At 70.5% G+C, this 21144-nt stretch carries 18 protein-coding genes and 1 pseudogene; 9 read left to right on the forward strand and 10 right to left on the reverse strand.

Annotated features, from left to right (window positions below; genetic code table 11):
• Positions 1 to 39: 39 nt before the first annotated feature.
• The 4 genes and pseudogenes from DRV85_RS15275 to DRV85_RS15290 all read left to right on the forward strand — a co-directional run bounded on the left by DRV85_RS15275 (position 40) and on the right by DRV85_RS15290 (position 4570).
• Positions 40 to 1047, forward strand: coding sequence for an ABC transporter substrate-binding protein (locus DRV85_RS15275; protein WP_113290344.1), 1008 nt, complete (start codon positions 40 to 42; stop codon positions 1045 to 1047).
• A 100-nt stretch (positions 1048 to 1147) separates the two neighbouring features.
• Positions 1148 to 1846: pseudogene (locus DRV85_RS15280) on the forward strand (ABC transporter ATP-binding protein); the annotation flags it as partial.
• Between the two features lie 118 nt (positions 1847 to 1964).
• Positions 1965 to 3521, forward strand: coding sequence for an ABC transporter permease (locus tag DRV85_RS15285; RefSeq protein ID WP_420820926.1), 1557 nt, complete (start codon positions 1965 to 1967; stop codon positions 3519 to 3521).
• On the forward strand, positions 3518 to 4570 hold the full coding sequence (locus DRV85_RS15290; RefSeq protein WP_199525976.1) for a glycosyltransferase: 1053 nt from the start codon (positions 3518 to 3520) through the stop codon (positions 4568 to 4570). The genes DRV85_RS15285 and DRV85_RS15290 overlap by 4 nt, the downstream gene beginning before the upstream one ends.
• A 4-nt stretch (positions 4571 to 4574) precedes the next feature.
• On the opposite strand, the gene DRV85_RS15295 is transcribed toward DRV85_RS15290, so the two are convergent.
• Positions 4575 to 5345 (reverse strand): IclR family transcriptional regulator domain-containing protein, encoded by a 771-nt coding sequence (locus DRV85_RS15295; RefSeq protein ID WP_113290346.1) that lies wholly within the window; start codon positions 5343 to 5345, stop codon positions 4575 to 4577.
• Positions 5346 to 5457: 112 nt separating this feature from the next.
• Here DRV85_RS15295 and DRV85_RS15300 point away from each other — a divergent pair, with 112 nt between their 5' ends.
• Both DRV85_RS15300 and DRV85_RS15305 read left to right on the forward strand, forming a co-directional pair.
• A complete protein-coding gene (locus DRV85_RS15300; RefSeq protein ID WP_113290347.1) occupies positions 5458 to 6780 on the forward strand; it encodes an aromatic ring-hydroxylating dioxygenase subunit alpha in 1323 nt (440 codons plus the stop codon).
• Positions 6777 to 8171 carry a glutamine synthetase family protein gene (locus tag DRV85_RS15305; protein WP_113290348.1) on the forward strand — a complete coding sequence of 465 codons (1395 nt, stop codon included), beginning with the start codon at positions 6777 to 6779 and terminating at the stop codon, positions 8169 to 8171. Before DRV85_RS15300 ends, DRV85_RS15305 begins: the two co-directional genes overlap by 4 nt.
• 53 nt (positions 8172 to 8224) lie before the next feature.
• On the opposite strand, the gene DRV85_RS15310 is transcribed toward DRV85_RS15305, so the two are convergent.
• Both DRV85_RS15310 and DRV85_RS15315 read right to left on the reverse strand, forming a co-directional pair.
• The gene (locus tag DRV85_RS15310) at positions 8225 to 9187 is read right to left on the reverse strand and encodes a dihydrodipicolinate synthase family protein (RefSeq protein ID WP_113290349.1); all 963 of its coding nucleotides are present in this window, start codon (positions 9185 to 9187) and stop codon (positions 8225 to 8227) included.
• Entirely contained in the window at positions 9184 to 11286 is a 2103-nt protein-coding gene (locus tag DRV85_RS15315; protein ID WP_113290350.1) for a xanthine dehydrogenase family protein molybdopterin-binding subunit, read from the reverse strand. The genes DRV85_RS15310 and DRV85_RS15315 overlap by 4 nt, the downstream gene beginning before the upstream one ends.
• A gap of 91 nt (positions 11287 to 11377) precedes the next feature.
• Between DRV85_RS15315 and DRV85_RS15320 the strand changes: the two genes are divergently transcribed.
• Positions 11378 to 12364, forward strand: a complete 987-nt coding sequence (locus DRV85_RS15320; RefSeq protein ID WP_233495538.1) for a LysR substrate-binding domain-containing protein — start codon at positions 11378 to 11380, stop codon at positions 12362 to 12364.
• On the opposite strand, the gene DRV85_RS15325 is transcribed toward DRV85_RS15320, so the two are convergent.
• The 4 genes from DRV85_RS15325 to DRV85_RS15340 all read right to left on the reverse strand — a co-directional run bounded on the left by DRV85_RS15325 (position 12324) and on the right by DRV85_RS15340 (position 15772).
• A complete protein-coding gene (locus DRV85_RS15325) occupies positions 12324 to 13586 on the reverse strand; it encodes a TRAP transporter large permease (protein WP_113290352.1) in 1263 nt (420 codons plus the stop codon). The two genes, DRV85_RS15320 and DRV85_RS15325, sit on opposite strands and share 41 nt — an antisense overlap.
• Positions 13583 to 14131: a TRAP transporter small permease gene (locus tag DRV85_RS15330; protein ID WP_113290353.1), complete on the reverse strand. Its 549-nt coding sequence runs from the start codon at positions 14129 to 14131 to the stop codon at positions 13583 to 13585. Before DRV85_RS15330 ends, DRV85_RS15325 begins: the two co-directional genes overlap by 4 nt.
• Positions 14132 to 14201: 70 nt before the next feature.
• On the reverse strand, positions 14202 to 15182 hold the full coding sequence (locus tag DRV85_RS15335) for a TRAP transporter substrate-binding protein (RefSeq protein WP_420820927.1): 981 nt from the start codon (positions 15180 to 15182) through the stop codon (positions 14202 to 14204).
• A gap of 41 nt (positions 15183 to 15223) precedes the next feature.
• Positions 15224 to 15772, reverse strand: coding sequence for a 3-hydroxyanthranilate 3,4-dioxygenase (locus tag DRV85_RS15340; protein ID WP_113290355.1), 549 nt, complete (start codon positions 15770 to 15772; stop codon positions 15224 to 15226).
• A gap of 369 nt (positions 15773 to 16141) precedes the next feature.
• Here DRV85_RS15340 and DRV85_RS15345 point away from each other — a divergent pair, with 369 nt between their 5' ends.
• Positions 16142 to 17806, forward strand: coding sequence for an ABC transporter substrate-binding protein (locus tag DRV85_RS15345; RefSeq protein ID WP_113290356.1), 1665 nt, complete (start codon positions 16142 to 16144; stop codon positions 17804 to 17806).
• A gap of 177 nt (positions 17807 to 17983) precedes the next feature.
• Here DRV85_RS15345 and DRV85_RS15350 read toward each other — a convergent pair whose 3' ends face one another.
• Positions 17984 to 18472: a hypothetical protein gene (locus tag DRV85_RS15350; RefSeq protein WP_113290357.1), complete on the reverse strand. Its 489-nt coding sequence runs from the start codon at positions 18470 to 18472 to the stop codon at positions 17984 to 17986.
• Between the two features lie 190 nt (positions 18473 to 18662).
• On the opposite strand from DRV85_RS15350, the gene DRV85_RS15355 reads away from it, so the two are divergent.
• Positions 18663 to 19046, forward strand: a complete 384-nt coding sequence (locus DRV85_RS15355; RefSeq protein ID WP_113290358.1) for a phage holin family protein — start codon at positions 18663 to 18665, stop codon at positions 19044 to 19046.
• 9 nt (positions 19047 to 19055) lie between these two features.
• Here the strand turns inward: DRV85_RS15355 and DRV85_RS15360 are convergent, their stop codons facing one another.
• Both DRV85_RS15360 and DRV85_RS15365 read right to left on the reverse strand, forming a co-directional pair.
• Entirely contained in the window at positions 19056 to 20729 is a 1674-nt protein-coding gene (locus tag DRV85_RS15360) for an alpha/beta hydrolase (protein ID WP_233495539.1), read from the reverse strand.
• Positions 20726 to 21115 (reverse strand): potassium channel family protein, encoded by a 390-nt coding sequence (locus DRV85_RS15365; protein ID WP_113290375.1) that lies wholly within the window; start codon positions 21113 to 21115, stop codon positions 20726 to 20728. Before DRV85_RS15365 ends, DRV85_RS15360 begins: the two co-directional genes overlap by 4 nt.
• Positions 21116 to 21144 lie beyond the last annotated feature (29 nt).

Raw genomic sequence — 21144 nt, forward strand, 5'->3', positions numbered from 1 at the left:
GGCTGGACATGTCAGGCGCAGGACAGGACGGCAAACCCGATGACCGACAGACATCTCTCCCTCAGTCGCCGCCGGGTGCTGGCGCTTGGCGGCGCGGCGACCGGGGCCGCCGCGCTCGGTCTTCCCGCACGGCTCGCCGCGCATGACGGCACGCCGGTGACGCTGCAGCTCTCGTGGCTGCACTCGGTGCAGTTCGCAGGCTCCTACATCGCCAAGGCGCGCGGCATCTGGCACGGCGAGGGACTGGATGTCTCGCTCGCGCCCGGCGGGCCCAATGCGCCGGTCGAGCCGCCGGTGGTCTCTGGCCGGGCGCTGGTGGGCGTCTCGGCGGCGGATTACACCGCGGCGGCGGTGGCGCAGGGCGCGCCCTTCCGCATCATCGGCGTGGCGATGCAGAAGAACCCCTTCGCCATCGCCTCGCTTCCCGCCAACCCGGTGAACGCGCCCGCCGACATGATGGGCAAGCGGATCGGAATGGCGCTGGCCAACATGCCGGTGCTCGAGGCGCTCTGCACCCTCAACGATGTGGATATCGACCGTATCGAGATCGTGCCCACGCAGTATTCCGCCGCGCCGCTGCTCGCGGGCGAGGTGGACTGCCTGCTGTGCTGGGCGACCGACCTGCCCGTGGCGATGGCGGTGCAGGGGGTGGAGAGCGTGACCATGCTGATGGCCGATCACGGCTATGCGCTGCATTCGCAGACCTACATCGCCACCGACGAGAGCCTGCGCGAACGTCGCGCGCAGCTCGTGGGCCTGCTGCGGGGCGAGGCGATGGGGTGGGAGGCCTATCGCGCCGACCTCGACGCCGCGGTGGACCTGACGCTCGAGATGTTCCCCGACGCCGGCCTCGACCCGGAGGCCCAGCGCCTTCAGGCCGAGCGGCAGGTGCCGCTGATGTTTTCCGAGCTGACCGACGCGCATGGCTTCGGCTGGTTTACAGAAGAGACCGTGGCGCGCAACATCGAGACGCTGGCGGTGCTCGGCCGCGACGTCTCGGCCGACCTTTGGGATCGGTCCATTCTCGAGGAGGTCCATGCCGGCTGAACCCGGCCCGCCCGGGATACGCTGCGAGGGGATCGCCAAGCGCTTCGAGGGGCCGGCCGGCACGCTCGAGGCGGTCGCGCCGCTCGACCTCGACTTCGCGGGCGGCCGCACCACGGCGCTCGTCGGGCCGTCGGGCTGCGGCAAGTCCACGCTCCTGCGGATGATCGCGGGGCTCGAGGCGCCCAGCGCGGGCACCGTGCGGATCGGCGGCGAGACGCCGGCCGAAGTGCGGACGCGCGCGGGGCTCGCGGTGGGGTTCCAGGATCCATCGTTGCTGCCCTGGCGCACGGTGCAGGGCAACGTGGCGCTCGCGCTGAAGCTCGCGCGCCGCCGCGCCGACCCGAAGGCCATCGAGCGGCTTCTCACGCTGGTCGGGCTGGAAGGTTTCGGCACGACGCGGCCCGGCGCGCTCTCTGGCGGGATGCGCCAGCGGGCGGCGATCGCGCGGTGCCTGGTGACCGAGCCCGAGCTTCTGCTGCTCGACGAACCCTTCGGCGCGGTGGACGAGCTCACGCGCCGACAGCTCGCGCACGATCTGCCCCGACTCTGGGAGGCGCGCGGGACGACCACGCTTTTCGTCACCCATTCCGTCACGGAGGCGGTGCTGATTTCCGACCGCGTCCTCGTGCTCTCGCCGCGTCCCGCGCGCGTGGTGGCGGATATCCCCGTCACGCTCGAGCGCCCGCGCGCCGAGGGGGTGGAGCTGACACCGGCCTTCGCCGAACTGGCCGAAGCCGTTTCCGCCGCGCTCGCCCGCGGCGCCGCCGAGGCGGGGCCGAAAGGCCTGGCCGCGCAATGAGGCGGCGCGCGTCCGCGACGGGCCGCGCGCGCCTCCGGGATTGTCGCCGCGCAGCAGGTGCGCCGGGGCCGCCCGGCGCAGGGCGGTGGCGGTGAGCACGGCGGAAAGCCTTCCGGCATTGCGCCGCCTGCCCGCGCTCGGCGCGCCGTTCGCCGCGGGGCTGGTGCTGATCCTTCTCTGGGAGGGGCTGGCGCGGCTGCCGGGCGCCGAGGTGCTGCTGGCGGGGCCTTGGGACGTGGCGCTCTGGTTGCGCGAGAACGCGGGCCTGATGGGCCGCGCGCTGGCCGTCACCGGCGCGGAAGCGGCGGCGGGCTTCGTCCTGGGCAATCTTGCGGCCGTGGCGCTGGCGCTGCTCGCCTTCGCCCTGCCGCGCGCCGAGCGGCTGATCGCGGCGCTGGCGCTGCTGGTTTTCTGCCTGCCGCTGGTGGCGACGGGACCGATTCTGCGGGTGCTCTACGGCCCGGGCCCCGGGCCGCAGATCACGCTCGCCGCGCTCGCCGTCTATTACACGACCTTCGTGCCGCTTCTGGTGGGACTTCGGGCCGCGCCGGCCACCTGGTTCGACATGGTGGCGAGCTACGGCCGGGGTCATGTGGCGGCGCTGATCCATGTCCGTCTCTTCGCCGCGCTGCCCTATCTGGTCGCGGGCCTCCAGATCGCCGCGCCGGCGGCCTTCCTCGGCGCGATGGTGGGCGAGTTCACCGGGGCGGAGCGGGGGATGGGGGTGCTCACCATCCGCGCGCTGCGCGCCCTCGACGTCGAGGCGACCTGGGCGCTCGCCACGGTCGCGGCCCTGGTGTCGATCGCCGTCTATGCAGCGATCGGCCGGGCCGGCCGGCGGCTTCTGAACGCGCCGCCGCCCGTGCTGCTCGCGCCGCCCTCGGCCGCGCGCGGGCCGTCGCCCGGAAGGCTGCTTCTGCGCGCGGGGCTCGCCGGGGCCGTGGCGCTGGCGCTCTGGTGGGGCGCGATGGAGGCTTTCGACCTCAACCGCTTCTTCGCCAAGCGGCCGGGGGACGTCTGGGCCTTTCTCGTCACGCGGCCGGAAGCCGGCGCGCATCGCGCAGAACTCTTCGGCGCGCTGGGCGAGACGCTGGCGCTGGCGGTGCCCGGCTATCTCGCCGGGCTCGCGCTGGGCGCCGCGCTGGCCGTCGGCCTCACCCTCGCGCCGCGCGCGGCCAGCCTGGCGATGCCGGTTGCGGTGACGCTGCGCGCGGTGCCGATCGTGACCACCGCGCCGCTCATCGTCCTTCTCATGGGGCGCGGCCCGGCGGGCACCATCGCGCTTGTCGCCGTCATGATCTTCTTTCCGGTCTTCGTGGCCTGCCTGCACGGCCTCGCCCGCGCGCCGGGGCAGGTGCTGGACGTCTTCGACAGCTACGCGGCCGGGCCTGTGCAGCGCCTCCTGCACGCGCAGCTTCCCGCGATGCTGCCGGCCTTTTTCGCCTCTGCGCGCATGTCGCTGCCCGCCGCGATGCTGGCTGTGACGGTGGTGGAGTGGCTGGCCACGGGCCGCGGGGTGGGCGCGCTGATGGCGCTTTCGGCCTCGCTGTCGGACTACGCGATGCTGTGGAGCGCGGTGGTGGTCGTCGCGCTGGCCACGGTCGCGGGTCATGCGCTGCTCGGTGCGGCCGAGGGCCGCGTGCTGGCGCGCTACGCGGGCGAGCAACTGCGATGACGCGCGTGCCCGCCGCCTTCGCCATTCCGGGCGACATCGCGACCGTCACCGGCGGCTTCATCTACGAGCGGCGGTTGCTCGAGGGGCTGCGCGCCGAGGGGCGCGAGGTCGCGCACCTGCGGCTCGGCGCAGGCTTTCCGGAGCCCACGCCCGCGGAGATGGCCGACGCGGTCGCCCAGATGGCCGCCGTTGCGCCCGATGTGCCGCTCATCGTCGACGGGCTGGTGTTCGGCGCGGTGGAGACGGCCGGTCTGTCCACGGTGCGCGCGCCGGTCGTCGCGATGATCCATCATCCGCTGGCGCTCGAGGCGGGACTCGACGCGGCGCGGCGCCGACTGCTCTTCGCGCGCGAGCGCGACAACCTGGCGCTGGCCGCGCATGTCGTCGTCAACAGCGCTCACACGGCCGAGGTTCTGGTGCGCGACTACGGCGTGCCGCCGGTGCGGATCTCGCAGGCGCCGCCGGGGGTGGACCGGCCCGACGGGCCTGCCGTGCCGTCCGTGCCGCCCCTCGTTCTCTCGGTCGGCATCCGGCATCCGCGCAAGGGCCACGACGTGCTGCTCCAGGCGCTGGTGCGGATCGGCGATCTCGACTGGCAGGCGGTGGTCGTGGGCAGCGACTATCACGCCGGGCACGCCGCCGAACTCGACGCGCTGCGCAGGGCGCTGGGCCTCGAGGCGCGGGTGCAGTTCGCCGGGCTGGTGCCCGAGGCCGAGCTTGGCCGCCTCTACCGCGCGGCCACCGTCTTCGCCCTGGCCTCGCGCTATGAGGGCTACGGCATGGCCTTCGCCGAGGCGCTGGTTCACGGCCTGCCGGTCGTCGCCTGCCGCGCCGGCGCCGTGCCCGACACCGTGCCGGAAACCGCAGGCCTTCTGGTGCCGCCCGAGGATCCGGGCGCCTTCGCCGCCGCCCTGCGCGCCCTGATCGAGGACGAAGGGCGTCGCGCCACCTTCGCCCGCGGGGCGGCGCAGGCGGGCGCCAGGCTGCCGCATTGGTCCGACACGGTGGCGGTGATGAGCGCCGTGCTCGACCGCCTGGCGGCCCGCTGACCCCTCAGAGCAGCCCGCGGAGCGCGGCCGCGCATTTCTGCAGCGTCGCCTCGACCTGCTCGGGAAAGCCCGGCTCGGTGTAGAGCGCGCTTTCGGAGGAATGCCCGATCGCCGCGAGTTCGCCCCCGTCGCAGCGGAAGCCCAGCGACGTGGCCGTTACGCCCGGCTCGAACTCCCCTGACGCGCGCACCGGCGTGCCCGCCGGGACGGCACCGATCAGCTGCGCGAGCCGCCCGCGGTCGGTGACGCTGCGCTCGGTCCAGGCGGTGAGCGGTGCTTCGGCGATCAGCGCCGCGCGGGTGGCTGGCTCCTCGACCGTGAGCAGGGCCCGCCCCAGCGAGGTGGAGAGCAGCGGCAGGCGGCTGCCCACGGTGAATCCCAGCCGCGGCATGACGCCCTCGCTGCCGGCATGGGCGACGTAGATCGCGTCGAAGCCGTCGCGCATCGCCAGCATCAGCGGCTGTCCCAGCTGCGTGGCGAAGCCCTCGAGCACCGGCTGCACGGCGAGGCCGAAGCGCCGGCCCTGAAGGAATCCGCCGGCCAGGACGAGGATCCGCGGCGAGAGCGAATAGCTGCGCCCCCTCTGGCGGACGTAGCCCAGACGCACCAGCGTCAGCACCAGCCGCCGCGCCACGGCACGGTCGAGGTCGCAGCGTCGCGCGATCTCGGGGATCGTGAGGGTGACGGAGGTCGCGTCGAAGCACTTCAGCACCGCGAGCCCCTTGGCGAAGGTCAGCGAGGTGTCGGAAAGCTGGATCTCGGGTGTCTCTGGCATGTCGGCCTGTCCTGCCTCTGCTTGACACTCTAGCGCGGCCGGACCTAGCCTTGAAGCACTATGAATTTTTTGTGCGATTATCGCACGTTGCAGGAGGCGAGGGGCACGGGAAATGATCAGTCAGGAGCTCAACGACAGGATCACGCGGGTCGAGGACGGAACCGGGGCGGGCGCGGTGCTCCGCCTCTACTGGCAGCCCGCCGCGCTCTCCGAGGAACTGGATACCGCGCGGCCCGTGGTGCCGGTGCGCCTGATGGGCGAGGATCTGGTGCTCTTCCGCGACAACTCGGGCGAACTCGGCCTGATCGGCCGGCACTGCCCGCACCGTGGCGCCGACCTCTGCTACGGCCGGCGCGAGGATGGCGGCCTGCGGTGCCCCTTCCACGGCTGGCACTTCGACCGCACGGGGCAATGCGTCGAGACGCCGGGCGAGCCGGACGGCTCGCGGCTGGCCGAGAACATCCGCACGACGGCCTATCCGGTGGTCGAGAAGAACGGCATCGTCTGGGCCTACATGGGGCCGGGCGAGCCGCCCGCCTTCCCCGATCTCGACTGCTTCCGCGCGCCCGAAAGCCACGTCTTCGCCTTCAAGGGGCTGTGGGAATGCAACTGGCTGCAGGCCATGGAGGTGGGTATCGACCCGGTGCACGCCTCCTTCCTGCACCGCTTCCTGCAGGACGAGGACCCGGCAGAGAGCTACGGCAAGCAGTTCCGCGACAAGGCGGGGCAGACCGACATGCCGATGACCCAGCTCCTGCGCGAATACCCCCGCCCCGAGATCCGCGTGGAAGAGACGGAGTATGGCCTGCGGCTCATCGCGCTGCGGCACATGGAGGACGGGCGCAGCCACGTGCGGGTCACGAACCAGGTCTTCCCCGAGGCGATCTGCATCCCGATCTCCAACGAGATGACGATCACGCAATGGCATGTACCCATCGATGACACCCATTGCTACTGGTATTCGATGTTCACCAGTTTCGGGAATCCTGTGAACAAGAGTCTGATGCGCGAGCAGCGGCTGAAGGAGCATCGCCTGCCCGACTACGCGCCGCTCAAGAACCGGCGCAACAACTACGGTTACGACCCCGACGAACAGGCGCGCGAGACCTACACGGGCATGGGCCTCGACATCAACGTGCACGACCAGTGGGCGGTCGAGAGCATGGGCGCGATCCAGGACCGCACCAAGGAGCACCTGGGAAAGACCGACGTCGCCATCATCCGCTATCGCCGGATGCTGCGCGCGGCGATCGACAAGGTCGAGGCGGGTGACCTGGACACCCTGCCGCTGCGCGGTCCCGGAGCCGAAGCCGTGCAGGGGCCGGTGTCGATCGACGCGATCGGTCCGACGGAGCGCTGGGACGACCTCTGGCGCGAGGCCGATGCCCAGCGCCGCGCGCCCTGCGACTGGGCCGCGCCGCTCGCCGCGGAATGAGCGGGGCGGAGACGGCCGAAGCCGTCCTGAAGGAGATCGAGGCGCGCGGGCTGGAAACGGTCCGCTTCGCCTTCGCCGATCAGCACGGGCTGTTCCGGGGCAAGGCGCTCGCACCCTGGGCGGTCGCGGGCGCGCTGCGCGACGGTCTGCCGATCACCTCGACGCTCATCCTCAAGGACACCTCGCACCGCACGGTCTTTCCTGTCTGGCAGGGCGGACCGGGGGTGGGCGAGGGCCGGCTCGACGGGGCGGGCGACATGCTCATGATCCCCGATCCCGAGACCTTCCGCGTGCTGCCCTGGTCGCCGCATAGCGGCTGGGTGCTCTGCGATCTGGCCTACAAGGACGGCACGCCGATGCCCTTCTGCCCGCGCGGGCTGCTGAAGCGGTCGGTGGTGCGGCTCGGGGAGGCGGGGATGCGCGTGACCGCGGGGCTGGAGCTGGAGTTCCACCTCCACCGCGTGACAGATGCGCGCCTCGCCCATTCGGACGCGGGGATGCCCGGAGCCCCGCCCGAGACGGCGCTCGCCGCCCACGGCTACCAGTATCTGACCGAGGCACGCTACGACCAGCTGGAAGAGGCGCTCGACGCGATCCGCCGCGCGGCCGAGGCGCTGGGCCTGCCGGTGCGCTCGGTCGAGGTGGAATTCGGCCCCAGCCAGGCCGAGATGGTCTTCGCCCCCGCCGACCCGGTCACCACGGCCGATCGCATGGTGCTGTTCCGCCATGCCGCGAAGGAGGTGGCGCGGCGGATGGGGCTGCATGTCACCTTCATGTGCCGCCCGCGGCTCGAGGCAGTGGTGCCCTCAGGCTGGCACCTGCATCAGTCGGTGAGCGACCTGGGGGGCCGCAACCTCTTCACGCCCGAGAGCGACGCGCTGACGCCGACCGCCAGCGGCTGGATCGCGGGCTTGCTGGAGCGGGCCGCCGAAAGCTGCCTGATCACGACGCCGACGGTGAACGGCTACAAGCGGTATCAGCCCTTCATGCTCGCCCCCGACCGCATCCAGTGGGGGCATGACACCAAGGGCGCGATGCTGCGCGCGCTGATCCGGCCGGGCGACCCGGCGAGCCGCATCGAGAACCGCGTGCCCGAACCCGCGGCCAACCCCTATCTCGTCCTCGCCGCACAGATCGAGGCCGGGCGCGACGGCGTGGCGCGCGGACTGTCCGCGCCGCCCCCGGCGGAGTCGCCCTACGCGAGCGGGGCGGCTGGTCTGCCGCCGGACCTGGGCGCGGCGCTCGCGGCCTTCGAGAGCTCTGCGTTCTGGCCCGAGGTCTGGGGCGAAGAGGTCGCGCGGTGGTTCGCCACGATCAAGCGGGCCGAATGGCGGCGCTACCTCGCCGAGGTCTCCGAATGGGAGGCGCGGGAGTACTACGCGCTGTTCTGACCGGTCACGCCTGTCCGAGGGGCGCAGAGAGCCCTGCCCGCTGCGCGTCTGGTTCAGGGTGTCAGTCGCAGGCCCGAGCCTTCGAGCGCCCTGCGCGTCGCGGCCCTCTCTTCCTCGGTCAGCTGGAGGAGCGGTCGCCGCACAGGGCCGCCGACCTGGCCCAGAAGCTCCTGCCAGTATTTCCCGTGCGCCTGCGGCTTCTCGGGCGGGCGCGAGGCGCGAAAGGCCTCGCGCACGGGCTCGAGGCTGTCGCGGATGCGCCGCGCCTCGGCGAAGTTCCCCTCGAAGGCGAGGCGGGTGTAGTCGTTCATCCGCTGGTCCGCCTTCGTCTGGATCTGGTAGGGCGGCGAGGAACAGAGGTAGAGCCGCCAGCCCAGTTCCTCGATGTTGTCGAGCCACTCGGCCTCGGATGCTGTGCTGACGTGGATGCGGTGGCCGGCCAGTTCGGTCAGCCGGACATACATCTCGCGCGGGACGGAATACTTGATCGCCACGATGTTGGGCAGCTCCGCGATGCGCGCGCAAAGCTCGGGCGACATCAGGTAGCCGCTGTCGGGATGGCTCCACATCGCGATGCCGATCTCGAGTTCCTCGCAGAGCGTCTCGTAGTAGCGGTAGAGAGTCTCGTCCTGCTTCGTGAGGAAATGCAGCACCGGGGCGTGCACCACGATGTAGTCCGCGCCCACCGCCTGTGCGTGGCGGCCAAGCTCCAGCACCGTATCCATGTTCTGATCCGAGCAGGACATGATGGTGCGCGCGCCCTCGCCGCATTCCTCCACCGCGATCTCGAAGTTGCGCTTGCGCTCTTCCACGCTCATGGAAAAGAACTCGCCCTGCTTGCCGGCGATGAAGAGCCCGGCGATCTTCAGGTCGTCGATCCAGTGGCGGATGTTGCGGCGCAGGCCGGCCTCGTCCAGCGCCATGTCCTGCGCGCGGAAGGGGTTGAGCGCGGCGGCCCAGATGCCCGTCATGTGCTCCTGCGCGTGGTCCTTGGCCTCGTTCCGGCGGTATTTCATCGGTCTGTCCCCTGTTGGGCGTCGCGGATCGCGCGCCAGAGCTGTTCCGGCGTGAGCGGGAAGTGCAGGTCGCGCACGCCGAGGGGGGCGAGCGCGTCGAGGGCCGCGGCAAGGATCGCGGGCGGTGCGCCGATGGGCCCGGCCTCGCCCACGCCCCTGGCGCCGAGGCTGTTGACCGGCGCGGGGGTCGGGGCAGGGTTCTCCACCAGCGTGAGCGGCGGCACGTCGGCGGCGCGCGGCATGGCGTAGTCCATGAAGCTGCCGGTCAGAAGCTGGCCGTCCGCGTCGAAACCCAGCCGCTCCATCATCGCCTCGCCGAAGCCCTGCGCGAAGCCGCCCATGACCTGCCCGGCGACCGAGGCGGGGCTGACCACCTCGCCCACGTCGTCGATGGTCCAGGCGCGCTCGATCGAGGCCTGCCCCGTGTCGCGGTCCACCGACAGCATCACGCACCAGGCGCCCGCGCCCCAGGCCTCTCCTTCGGCCTCGTAGACCGCTTCTTCGGTGACCGGCAGCGCCTCGCCCGCGTCGCGGCGGGCGGCCACGGCGCGCGCGGCCTCCAGCACCGCGCTGCCGCCGATGGCGGTCGAGCGGCTGGCGAGCGCGCCGATGCCTTCGGGGCAGAGCCCGGTGTCGCCAAGGGCCACCTCGATCGCTTCAGGCGCTATCCCCAGCGCGTCGGCGGCGATCTGCGCGTAGGCGGTGCGCCGCCCGTGCCCCTGGCTCGACGAGCCGGAGGCGACCAGCGCGCCGCCATCCGCGTTCAGGGTCACGCGCGCGCTTTCCCAGCCGCTGCCGGTGGGCTCGACGAAGAAGGTGAGCGCCACGCCGACGAGTTCTCCTTGTGCACGTCGCCGGTCCCGCTCGGCGCGCAGGCGGTCGAGATCGGCTGCCTCTGCCAGCCTGTCGACGACCCCCGCGAAATCGCCGGAATCGAGGCGGCAACCCGTGGGAGTCTCGTGCGGCAGGGCCGAAGAGGGCAGCAGGTTGCGCCGTCGCAGGTCGATCGCGTCTTCGCCGCGGGCGCGCGCCGCTTCCTCGACCAGTCGTTCGATCAGACAGATCGCCTCGGGTCGGCCAGCGCCGCGATAGATGCCGACCGGCCCGGTCGGGTGGGCCACCGCGCGGGTGGTGATGTCGGCCTCCGCGATGGCGTAGCCGGAGGGCAGCATCCGGCCCGCGTTCCAGGCCGGCACCAGCGCCGAGGTCGGCAGCCACGGGCCTACGGGGCTTTCCACCTCCGCCTCGAGCGCAAGGAACCGGCCCTCTGCATCGAGGGCGAGGCGTCCGCGGCTTTCCGCGCCCCGGCCCGATGTGGCCGAGATGAGATCCTCGCCGCGGGTCGCCGTCCAGCGCACCGAGCGTTCGAGATGCCGCGCGGCCCAGACCGCCAGAACCTCTTCGGGGTAGAGTGACGCCTTCTGGCCGAAGGCGCCGCCCACGTCGGGCGCGATGACGCGCAGGCGGTCGGGGTCGAGTTGCAGGATGCGGGCAAGTTCCGTGCGCGAGCGGTGCGGCGTCTGCGTGCCGTGCCAGACGGTCAGCGCGCCGTCGGCGTATTCGACCGCGATGGCGCGCGGCTCCATCGGCGCGGGCGCGAGGCGCGGATGGCGCATCGTTGCCTCGACCACCAGCGCAGCGCGGTTGAAGGCCGCCGCGCAACCCTGCGTCACCCAGTGCTTTTCCGCGACGGTGCCGTTCACCGTCTCGCCCTCGTCGATATCGAGCAGGATCGTCTCTGCCGCATCGAGCGCCTGCGCGCGCGTCCCGGCCAGAACGGCCGCGACCGGCTGGCCCAGGCCCGTCACCGCGTCGTCGGCCAGCACCGGGAAGGGCGGGATGCGGTCGGCCGGGATTGGGGTGGCGACGCTGAGCGCGCCCAGGGGTCCAAGGTCCGCGGCGGTGAGCACCGCGGCCACCCCGGGCATGGCGGCGGCTTCCGAGGTGTCGAGTTCGGCGATGCGCCCCGAGGGCACGGGGGCGCGGAGGAAGGCCAGGTGCAGCGCGCCGTCCAGGCGTATGTCGTCGGTATACCGCCCGCGCCCTGCGATCAGCGGCGGGTCTTCGCGGCGCGGCAGGCTCTGTCCGACATGGCGCATGGCGGCTCCTTTCGCGCTCGACCAAACCGCAGATCCGGTATAGGCACAAATAAGCAAGCGCGAAGCAGCTATCGGGAAACGGAATATGTTGGTGCCCGAGGAGATCTCCGGCCTGTCGCCCGACGCCGCGCGGCTGGTGCAGCGCCTCAAGCTGCGCCAGCTCCAGCTGGTCATCGCCGTGGGCGAGCAGGGAAGCATCCTGAACGCCGCGCGCGGGCTCAACATGGCGCAGCCCTCGGCAACCAAGCTCATCAAGGATCTGGAGGCGGCCTTCGGCGTGCCGCTCTTCGAGCGCACCAACCGGGGCGTGGTGCCCACGATGTTCGGAGAGGCCTTGATCCGGCACGGCAAGCTGATCCTGTCGCAGGTCACGCATGCCGCAGAGGAAATTGCGGACCTTGCCGACGGGTCGGGCGGCCGCGTCGTCGTGGGCACGTTGCTGGCCGCGGCGCCGCTGCTCCTGCCGCGAACCGTGGCGCGGGTGCTCGCAGCGCGGCCGAACCTGCAGATCAAGATCGTCGAGGCGACGAACGAGCGCCTCATGCCGGCGCTGCGCGTGGGCGAGCTGGACTTCGCCGTGGGCCGGCTGCCGGCGCATCGGTTCCGTGACGAACTCGCGCAGGAGCGGCTCTACGACGAGCGCGTGGTCGCCGTCACGCGGCCCGACCACCCGCTTCAGGGCCGCGCGTGCACGCTGGGGGAGGTCGCCGGCGGGGGCTTCATCCTGCCGCCGCCCGAGACCACGCTGCGCCGCCAGATCGATCAGATGTTCTTCGACGCCGGGCTCGAGCAGCCCCGCCGCGTCGTGGAGTCGATCTCCTATCTCGCCAATCGCAGCCTGCTGGCGGGAACGGACCTCATCGGTTTCCTGCCGGAGCATGTCACGCGGCAGGACGCGGCGGCGGGGCTGATCGCGCCGCTCGACTGGGAGGTACCGATCCCGCGCTCCGGCGTGGGCGTGTCCTACCGGCGGGGCAGGGGGCTTTCGCCCGCCGCGGCCTATGTGCTGGACGAGTTGCGGCGCGAGGCCGCGCGCCTCAGTCGATCAGCGCCGTCGTCAGCGCGGGCCACCAGCTGAGCAGGATCAGCACCACCAGCACGCTCAGCAGAAAGGGCGCGAGCGCGCGGAAGATGCCCGTGGGGGTCGCGCCCGACATGGCCGAGGCGATGTAGAGCCCCGCGCCGACGGGCGGCGTGAGCAGCCCCAGCACCAGGTTCAGGCAGACCACGACGCCGAACTGGAAGGGGTCGATGCCGAACTCGTTCACCGCGATGGGCAGCAGGATCGGCACCACCAGGATCAGCGCCGCGATCCCGTCGAGCACCATGCCGATCAGCAGAAGCGAGGCGTTGACGATCAGGAAGAACAGGAAGGGGTCCGAGGTGATCGTGGTCAGCATCGCCGCCAGCTTCTGCGGCACCGCCTCGTAGATGATGACCCAGCCGAAGACGTTGGCCGCGGCGACGAGGAAGACGACGAGGCTCGCGTTCACCGCGGTGCGCGCGAAGAGCCGGCCGAGGTTGCGGAACTTCAGCTCGCCGTAGAGGACCGCGCCCAGCACGAAGGCGATGAGCGAGGCGATGGCCGCGCTTTCGGTGGGCGTGGCGATGCCGCCCAGGATGCCGCCGACGATGGCCACGGGAATGAGCGCCGCGGGCAGGGCGGAGAGGATCGCGCGCCCGGCCTCGCCCCCCGACATCCAGTTGCCCTTCGGGAACTGCTGGCGCAGCCCGATCAGCGCGATGATCAGGAAGAAGGCGGCCGAGAGGATCAGGCCCGGGATGATGCCGGCAAGGAACATGTCGCCGATGGGAAGCTGCGCGAGCACCCCGTAGATAACGAAGAGCATCGAGGGCGGGATGATGGGCGACAGCAGCCCTCCCGCCGCCGTGGTGGCGGCGGCGAACTCGCGCGAGTAGCCCTCCTTCTGCATCTCGGGGACCATGGCGCGCGACATCACCGCGATCTGGCTCGCCGCCGAACCGATGATCGCCGCCATGAAGACGTTGGCCAGCAGGTTGATGTAGGCCAGCCCCCCGCGGAAGCCGCCGACGAAGACCCGCGCCGCGTTGACCAGCCGCCGGGTGAGCCCGCCGTCGTTCATCAGCTCGCCCGCCAGCATGAAGAGCGGGATGGCGAGCAGCCCGTAGCTTTCGATGCCCGAGAACATCTGTTGCGCGAAGCTGTCGTAGAGCAGCGTGTTGTCCGAGGCCCAGATGTAGAAGATCGCCGACATCGCCAGCACCACGGCGATGGGCACCCCGCCCAGCAGCAGGACGACGAAGACCGCGCCGGTCATGCCGCGCTCACCGGGTCGGGCTCTTCGCCGCGCAGGCCGGCCACCAGGTTGTAGAGCGCGTGCAGGATCAGCCCCAGCGTGAAGAGCGGCATGACCAGCCAGACCCAGACCTTGGGGATCCCGAGCGTGGTGGTGGGTTCGGCGTAGATGAAGTTGAAGGTCTCCTGCTGGAAGGCCTGCGTGTCGAAGCCGGTGGCGATCAGCACGTCGGGCCGGAACCAGCGCCAGCAGAACCAGGCCATGAAGAGCGCGAAGGCGAGCACGACCACATCCACGGCGATGCGGAAGAGGCGCCTGAAGCCCTCGCCCAGCATGTCGGGGACCAGCGTGACCGCCACGGCGCTGCGGTCGTGGATCGAGGCCGAAGCGGCGAGAAAGGTCATCCAGATCATCGCGTAGATCGCCGCCTCGTCGGTCCAGTAGATCGCCTGTCCCGCGGCGCGGGTGACGACGTTGGCGAGGATCATCAGCGTTACCGCCACGGCGAGCGCAGCGGCGAGCGCGAGCTCGAGTCTGGCCCAACCGCGCGACGCCCGCTTCAGCATGTCCGCCCCCCTCGCACAAGCCGCGGGCCGGTGCGCCGCACCGGCCCGCCTGCAAATCGCCTTCAGGCTATCACTCGGCGGTGTCCGCCGCCACCTCGCGCAGCATGTCCAGCGTGCCGGACTTCGGACCCCAGATCGCTTCCCACTCGGAGATCGCCTCGCCGAAGAAGTCCGGCCCCACCTCCATGAAGGGCTTGCCGGTGCCCTCGACCTGGGCCAGCCACTCCTCGTCCTTGGCGATGTAGCTGTCGATCGTGCCGTCGATGTGCCTGGCCATCAGCTCGGCGATGGTGGCGCGCTCCTCTTCCGAAAGCTGGCTCCAGACCCGCGCAGAGACGAGGCCCACCATGGGGAACATCATGTGGTCGGAATTGATGACCACATCGGCGTGCTCGTAGTATTTCAGGATCCAGATGAGCTCCGCGTCCATGTCGATGGCGTCGACCTGGCCGTTGGCGAGCGCGTCGTAGACGTCCGGCAGCGGCATCGGCGTGGGGGCCGCGCCGACCGCGTTGTAGAAGTCGCGGATCGGCTCGAAGGGGGTGATGCGCAGCTTCAGCCCGGCCAGATCCTCGGCCGTCTCTATCTCGCCCCGGCTGACGATCTGTCGCAGCCCCGCCATCCCGAAGCCAAGGCCCACCACGCCGACCTCCTGCGGCAGCGGATCGAGCATTCCTTGCGTCCGCTCGTCGCGCAGGATGCGGCCGGCGTGCGCGATGTCGTTTGCCAGGTAGGGCGCGTAGAGCGCGCCGAACTCCGGTACCCGGTTCGACACCTCGGCGATGGTCAGGAACGCCATGTCGAGCGCCCCGGTCTGCAGCTGCTGGAGCATCTGCGCCTCGTTGCCCAGCTGGCGGGCCGGGAAGACCTGAACGCTGTGCGCGCCGTCCGTGGCTTCGGCCAGATCGGCACCGAAGGCCTCCGCCGCCTGCGTCCAGATGTGCGGCGGCGGGGTGATGAGGCCCAGCCGGAATTCCTTGGCTCCCGCCGCGCCGCCGATGCCGAGCGCGAGGGCTGCGCCCAGCGCCACGGCCTTGAAGGGTGTGACCATGTTCATCTTCGTCGCTCTCCCTGACATGACTTGTTGTGACTTCATATCTTCACCCAGCCTTCAGGCGGTTCCTTGCCGGGATGCACGGCGCCGCAGTCGGGGCAGGTGCGTTTCTCTTCGCTGGCGTAGAAGCCCTCGTAGACCGGGGGAAGGTCGTCCACGATCGACTTGAGCTCCAGCTCCGCCCGGTGAACGCGTGCCCCGCACTCGAAACAGTACCATTCGATGGCGTCCTTCGCGCCTTCGGGGCGCTTCGGCTCGATCACCAGCCCGATCGAGCCCGCCTGCGGCCGCTGCGGCGAGTGCCGCACGTGCGGCGGCAGGAGGAAGATGTCGCCCTCCCGGATCGGAACGTCGTAGAACTCGCCGGTCTTGGTGTCGTGGATCTTGAGCACCATGTCCCCTTCGAGCTGATAGAAGAACTCCTCGACGGGGTCGTCGTGATAGTCGGTGCGCTTGTTCGGCCCGCCCACGACCGTCACCATCAGATCGGCCTCCTTGAACACCTGCTGGTTGCCGACCGGCGGCTTGAGCAGGTGGCGGTTGTCGTCGATCCACTTGCGGAAGTTGAAGGCGCTGAGACGGGACATGGGGCATCCTCCTGACTGGGGGCCGCGGCCCCCCGAGCAAAGATCAGCCGGGTATGCCGATCAAGCGCAAATGCGGCAATTGGCTATGCAGCTTGCCGATATCCTTGACGGCTGAAGAGCGCCGGCTTCAGACCGATCCGACCCGGCGGCCCTGACCTGCCCCCGGGGCCTGTCGCGGAAGCCGGCGGAACGAGGCAGGCCCGGGGGTGCCCGATGCGACCTGTTGCCGGGTTGCATTGCGGGTCTAGTTCCTTTCGAATGGGAAAAGCCGCTTTCGGCCGGGCTGACGCCGGTCCGCAGACTCACAGGATGTGCGGCACGCCCCCCTTCTCACCCCGTTTACTTCCCGACACACGGAGTCCCCGCGTCATGACGAATTTCGACCGCCATCGCGCGCCCCTTCACCCTGCGGCCCGCCTCTATGCCCGCGAAGTGGCCGACGGCCGTCTTTCCCGCCGCGAGTTTCTGACGCGGGCGACGGCGCTCGGCGTCGCCGCGCCGGCCGCCTACGGTCTGCTGGGTCTGGATGCACCGGCCGCGGCGCAGGAAGCTGTGCAGGACGGCGGCACGCTCCGGATCGAGAGCACGGTCAAGGCGCTCAAGGATCCGCGCAGCTACGACTGGCCGCAGATGTCGAACTTCACGCGCGGCTGGCTCGAGTATCTCGTCGAATACAACCGCGACGGCACGTTCCGGGGCATCCTGCTCGAGTCCTGGGAGGTCAACGATGACGCCACCGAATACCTGCTGAACGTCCGCCCCGGCGTGACCTGGAACAACGGCGAGCCCTTCACGGCCGAGGACGTGGCCTTCAACATCCGCCGCTGGGCGGAGCGCAACGTCGAGGGCAACTCGATGGCCAGCCGCGTCTCCTCGCTGATCGACGACGAGACCGGCGAGGCGCGCGAGGGCGCGATCCAGGTGGTCGACGACCAGACCGTGCGGCTCGTGCTGAACGCGCCGGACATCACGCTGATCGCGGGCTTCTCGGACTACCCGGCGGCCATCGTGCCGCAGGGCTTTTCCGGCAATCCGCTCGACAATCCGGTGGGCACCGGCCCCTATCTGCCCGGCGAGTTCCAGGTGGGCGTGCGCGCCGTCCTGGTGAAGAACCCCGACCATGACTGGTGGGGCAAGGGCGTGATCGGCGAGGCGGCGCTCGACCGGATCGAGTATATCGACTTCGGCACGGACCAGGCCTCGATCGTCGCGGCCGCGGACTCGGGCGAGGTGGACATGCTCTACGAAAGCCTGGGCGACTTCATCGAGATCCTCGACGGGATCGGCTGGGTGAAGTCCGAGGCGGTGACCGCGAACACGCTCGTCACCCGGCCGAACCAGCAGGCGGTCGTCGATGGCGAGACGCCCTATGCCGACGTGCGCGTGCGCCGCGCGCTGGCGCTCGCGGTGGACAACGCCGTGTGCCTCTCGCTGGGCTATTCGGATCGCGGCACCGTCGCGGAAAACCATCACGTCTGCCCGATCCATCCCGAATATGCCGACATCGGGCCGGCGGAGTTCGACCCCGAAGCCGCCGCCGAGTTGATGGCCGAGGCCGGCATGGCCGACTACGAGCATGAGCTCATCTCGATCGACGACGACTGGCGGCGCAACACCTCCGACGCGGTGGCGGCGCAGCTGCGCGACGCGGGCATCCCCGTGCGGCGCACCGTGCTGCCGGGGTCGACCTTCTGGAACGACTGGGCGAAGTATCCCTTCTCGACGACGGACTGGGCGCAGCGCCCGCTCGGCGTGCAGGTTCTGGCGCTGGCCTATCGTTCGGGCGAGCCGTGGAACGAGAGCGGCTTCGCCAACGAGGAGTTCGACGCGACGCTCGCCGAGGCGCTGTCGATCGCGGACGCCGACACGCGACGCCAGACGATGGCGCGGCTCGAGACGATCCTGCGCGAGGAGGGCGTCGTCATTCAGCCCTACTGGCGCTCGACCTTCCGTCACTACCGCGAGGGCGTCGTCGGTGCGGAGCAGCACCCGACCTTCGAGATCCACGTCTACAAGCTGGGCCTCGCGACGTGAGCCGTCGGGCTGCCGGGCAGGTGCATTCGACACCTGCCCGGCTGATCCCGTCTCTCGGCTCGGTCGGTTGCAGATCGGGCTACGCGAAAGTCGGCCCGCGCCGTTCGGCTTAGGTCGGGGCGTAGGGCGCCTGTCGCCAATCGCCGGCATGACGGGCCTGGGCGTGGTCGGCGGCTCTCAGGAGAAGAGTCCGCGCAGCCGGGCCAGCGGCCAGCCCTTCGTCCCTTCGGTTTCGGCGTCGAGCACCTGTTCGGGACAGTCGAGAAGAAAGCTTTCGATCGCTGCGTCGATCTCTCCGAAGGCGTCATCCAGCTCCTGCACGAGCCGGTAGAGCTCAGGGTTCTCGTCGAAAAGCTCCAGGATGACGCCGGGCGTCAGCGCCTCCTGCGCGGGCAGTTTCTGCTGAACCTGCCGGATCGCCGCGGCGGCCTCGCCGGCGCCGAGCTCCTCGAGATGGGTGGCGAGCACGTCGATCCGCTGGACGCAGTCCGCGTTGGTGAAGGCGTCGAACAACCCGTTCCTGCCCTGCGTGCGCCGCCGCAGGATCAGCGCCGAAAGCGCGACCTCGGCCTCTTCGCAGCGGTCATCCTGCGCGGCGAGGGCCTTCTCGATCTTTCGAAAGTCCGTGTCGCGCGGGCTCTCGAGGATGTCGCGGACAGTCTCCATAATGTCGGAAATATAGCATCCTTCGCCGCGAAGGCGAGGGTTTTGTCGCCGCGGTCCCCTTGGGGCGCGCGGCCGGCGGCACGCGGGAACGGTCGAGCCCGAAGGCATCCGCCGGGGCGGAAATAGACGATTGTGGGCGCGACGCGCGCTGGCTACTCTGCAACGCGACGCAGGGTTAGCGAGGTTTTTCATGGTCAGGTTCATTTGGTCCACTGCGGCCTATCTCGTCGCGAACGCCGTCGGTCTTCTGATCGCGGCGCTGCTTCTGCCCGGGTTCAGCATCGACTTTCTCTCCTTCGTGCTCGCGGTTGTCATCTTCTCCGCGGTGCAGACGGTCGCGGGGCCGCTGATCACGAAGATCTCGATGAAGAGCTTTCCGCAGCTCATGGGCGGGATCGCGCTGGTCACGATCTTTCTGGGGCTCTTCGTCACCGACATGCTGATGGCCGGCATGCAGATCGGCGGTATCGCCAACTGGCTCGCCGCGACGCTGCTCGTCTGGATCGGCAGCCTCGTCGCTAGCGTGCTGTTGCCGATCTATGTCTTCAAGCGACTCGCCGACGCCAAGGACTGACGCGACCGCTCACCACGGCGGCGGGCGTTCGTCGAAGATCGACTGCAGCGCCGCTTCCCGCTCCGCGCTCCAGCCCGGCGGGTTCGTCGTGGCCGCCCAGGCAGGAATGTAGTCCTCGTAGACATAGAAATGTCCGAAGCGCTCGACGCCGAGCGCGGTGGTCATGTCCAGCACGATCTGGAAGGCCGTGACGAAGGGAAACCAGCGCATCTCCGGCGCGACATCGGGCGCGCGCGGTTCGTCGAGGAAGTCCGGCTTGCGCCAGATCGTGGCGAAGTCGAAATTCACGATCGGATCGCTGCCGTAGTTGAGAAAGACGAGCCGGATCGGGCCCCAGGGCGCTGCGGCTTCGTCCAGCACGTTCTCCTGATTGGTGACGCGAATGAGCGAGCCGTTGCCGTAGCGCGGCCGCCAGGCCGGGCTGTCGGCGGCGCGCTTGCCCCGCACTTCGGCCCAGACCGGGCTGACGAAGGGCGAGCCCGCCCACATCGCGCCGTCGAACGGGTCGCCCAGCACGTCGAGCAGCGGCAGCGTCGCCTGGCTGTTCAGCGCGCCCTGGCTCAGGCCGTGGATATAAAGGCGGGGCCGCGCGTCGGGGGGCAGCGTGACCCAGTGCCCGTAGATCACGTCGAAGAGCGCCCGCGCCTGGTCGAGCCCGTATTCCACGTTGGTGAGGATCGAGAGCACCGAGGTCAGATAGGAATACTGCGCCGCCACCTGCGCCGTGTTCCCGCCCCACATGAAGTCGAGCACGTCGTGCGAGCCTGGGTCCATCCAGCCGGTGCCCACCGGCGTGGTGATCACCAGGATCTCGCGTTCGAAGCCGCCGGTGCGGATCAGCTCCTGCAACGCGAGTTCGGCGCGCGCCCGTGGCGTGGGGGCCGAAGTGCGCCCGACATAGACGCGCACCGGCCGCATCGCGCCCTCGCCCCAGAAGGCTGCGATCTCCTCGGCCGACGGGGTGCGCGCGATGAAGTCGCGCCCGCGATTGCCCAGATCCTCCCAGGCGATGGGCGAGCCGGGGCTGCCTGTCATCATCGGGTCGGTGGGCTGCTCCTGTCCCTCGTCGAAGGTAGCCTCGATCCGGGCGAAGACACCGTCGGCCGCGGCGAGAACGTTGCGCACGGCCACGCCCTCGATCGCCCACCAGAACAGCAGGACCGTCAGTCCGAAGGCCAGCACCGGCCCGGTTCGCCCGGGCATCACGCGGCCAAGCGCTCGGGCGGCGCGCCGCAGCACGAAGGTGAAGGCGGTGCCGATCAGCCAGAGCGCGGCGAAGACGACGAGCGCCACCAAAGCGACCGTCACCGGATGCACCGTGCCTACAGGCGGCAGGTCCATCGCGGCGCGGGTCGCGTTCTGCCAGTCGGGCGCGCGCCACAGCCCCCATCCCGCCAGCGCGAGCGCGCCGATCAGCATGGCATAGCGCGCCTGCCGTTCCGCCGCGCCGTCGAGAACGGGCAGAAGCAGCATCCGCCAGCCCCAGGCCATGAGGCTGCCGATGCCGTAGCCCAGCGCCGCCGAGAGTCCGCTCAGCGCGCCCTGCATCACCGGCTCGCGCGGGATCAGCGAGGGCGTCAGCGACGCCACGAAGAACAGCGCGGCCACCAGCAGGCCCACCCCCGACACGCGCCAGTCGCGGGGCTTCGTTCCCTCCTCCATCCAGTCTGTCTGCGCGGTCACGGATCGTCCTCCTTCTGGCGGGGCTGCGTTGCCGGCCCCTCGTCGCGTTCGTCCAGTTCGCGGGCGCGGCGCAGAAGCTGATCGCCGAGCGCGGTCGCCGCGGCGACGAAGACGCCGATGCCCAGCACGATGTAGACGACCGTGAGCAGCCGGCCGAGCGGGGTTTGCGGGACGATGTCGCCGTAGCCCACCGTCGAGATCGTCACGACCGCGAAGAACAGCGCGTCGATCCAGCCCCAGCCTTCGAGATACCTGAAGATCACCGTGGCCGAGGCGACGAGCGTGCCGGCGATCGCGCCCAGCCACCGCACGCGCGGATCCTTGAGCGCGGACCACACGCCCGAAAAAAGCAGCACGAATGCGTGAAAGGGGCCCGGGCGGGTCATCGCGCCTCGCCCCTGGTGGGCGGCCGTGG

This window comes from Rhodosalinus halophilus, assembly GCF_003298775.1.
GTDB lineage: Bacteria > Pseudomonadota > Alphaproteobacteria > Rhodobacterales > Rhodobacteraceae > Rhodosalinus > Rhodosalinus halophilus.

Excerpts from the sequence above, each read along its gene's own strand:
- DRV85_RS15290 (WP_199525976.1), top strand. The coding sequence starts at position 3,518 with ATGACGCGCGTGCCCGCCGCCTTCGCCATTCCGGGCGACATCGCGACC.
- DRV85_RS15345 (WP_113290356.1), top strand. The coding sequence starts at position 16,142 with ATGACGAATTTCGACCGCCATCGCGCGCCCCTTCACCCTGCGGCCCGC.
- DRV85_RS15300 (WP_113290347.1), top strand. The coding sequence starts at position 5,458 with ATGATCAGTCAGGAGCTCAACGACAGGATCACGCGGGTCGAGGACGGA.
- DRV85_RS15275 (WP_113290344.1), top strand. The coding sequence starts at position 40 with ATGACCGACAGACATCTCTCCCTCAGTCGCCGCCGGGTGCTGGCGCTT.
- DRV85_RS15350 (WP_113290357.1), bottom strand. The coding sequence starts at position 18,472 with ATGGAGACTGTCCGCGACATCCTCGAGAGCCCGCGCGACACGGACTTT.
- DRV85_RS15355 (WP_113290358.1), top strand. The coding sequence starts at position 18,663 with ATGGTCAGGTTCATTTGGTCCACTGCGGCCTATCTCGTCGCGAACGCC.
- DRV85_RS15305 (WP_113290348.1), top strand. The coding sequence starts at position 6,777 with ATGAGCGGGGCGGAGACGGCCGAAGCCGTCCTGAAGGAGATCGAGGCG.
- DRV85_RS15325 (WP_113290352.1), bottom strand. The coding sequence starts at position 13,586 with ATGACCGGCGCGGTCTTCGTCGTCCTGCTGCTGGGCGGGGTGCCCATC.
- DRV85_RS15315 (WP_113290350.1), bottom strand. The coding sequence starts at position 11,286 with ATGCGCCATGTCGGACAGAGCCTGCCGCGCCGCGAAGACCCGCCGCTG.
- DRV85_RS15365 (WP_113290375.1), bottom strand. The coding sequence starts at position 21,115 with ATGACCCGCCCGGGCCCCTTTCACGCATTCGTGCTGCTTTTTTCGGGC.
- DRV85_RS15330 (WP_113290353.1), bottom strand. The coding sequence starts at position 14,131 with ATGCTGAAGCGGGCGTCGCGCGGTTGGGCCAGACTCGAGCTCGCGCTC.
- DRV85_RS15310 (WP_113290349.1), bottom strand. The coding sequence starts at position 9,187 with ATGAAATACCGCCGGAACGAGGCCAAGGACCACGCGCAGGAGCACATG.
- DRV85_RS15340 (WP_113290355.1), bottom strand. The coding sequence starts at position 15,772 with ATGTCCCGTCTCAGCGCCTTCAACTTCCGCAAGTGGATCGACGACAAC.
- DRV85_RS15295 (WP_113290346.1), bottom strand. The coding sequence starts at position 5,345 with ATGCCAGAGACACCCGAGATCCAGCTTTCCGACACCTCGCTGACCTTC.
- DRV85_RS15335 (WP_420820927.1), bottom strand. The coding sequence starts at position 15,182 with ATGGTCACACCCTTCAAGGCCGTGGCGCTGGGCGCAGCCCTCGCGCTC.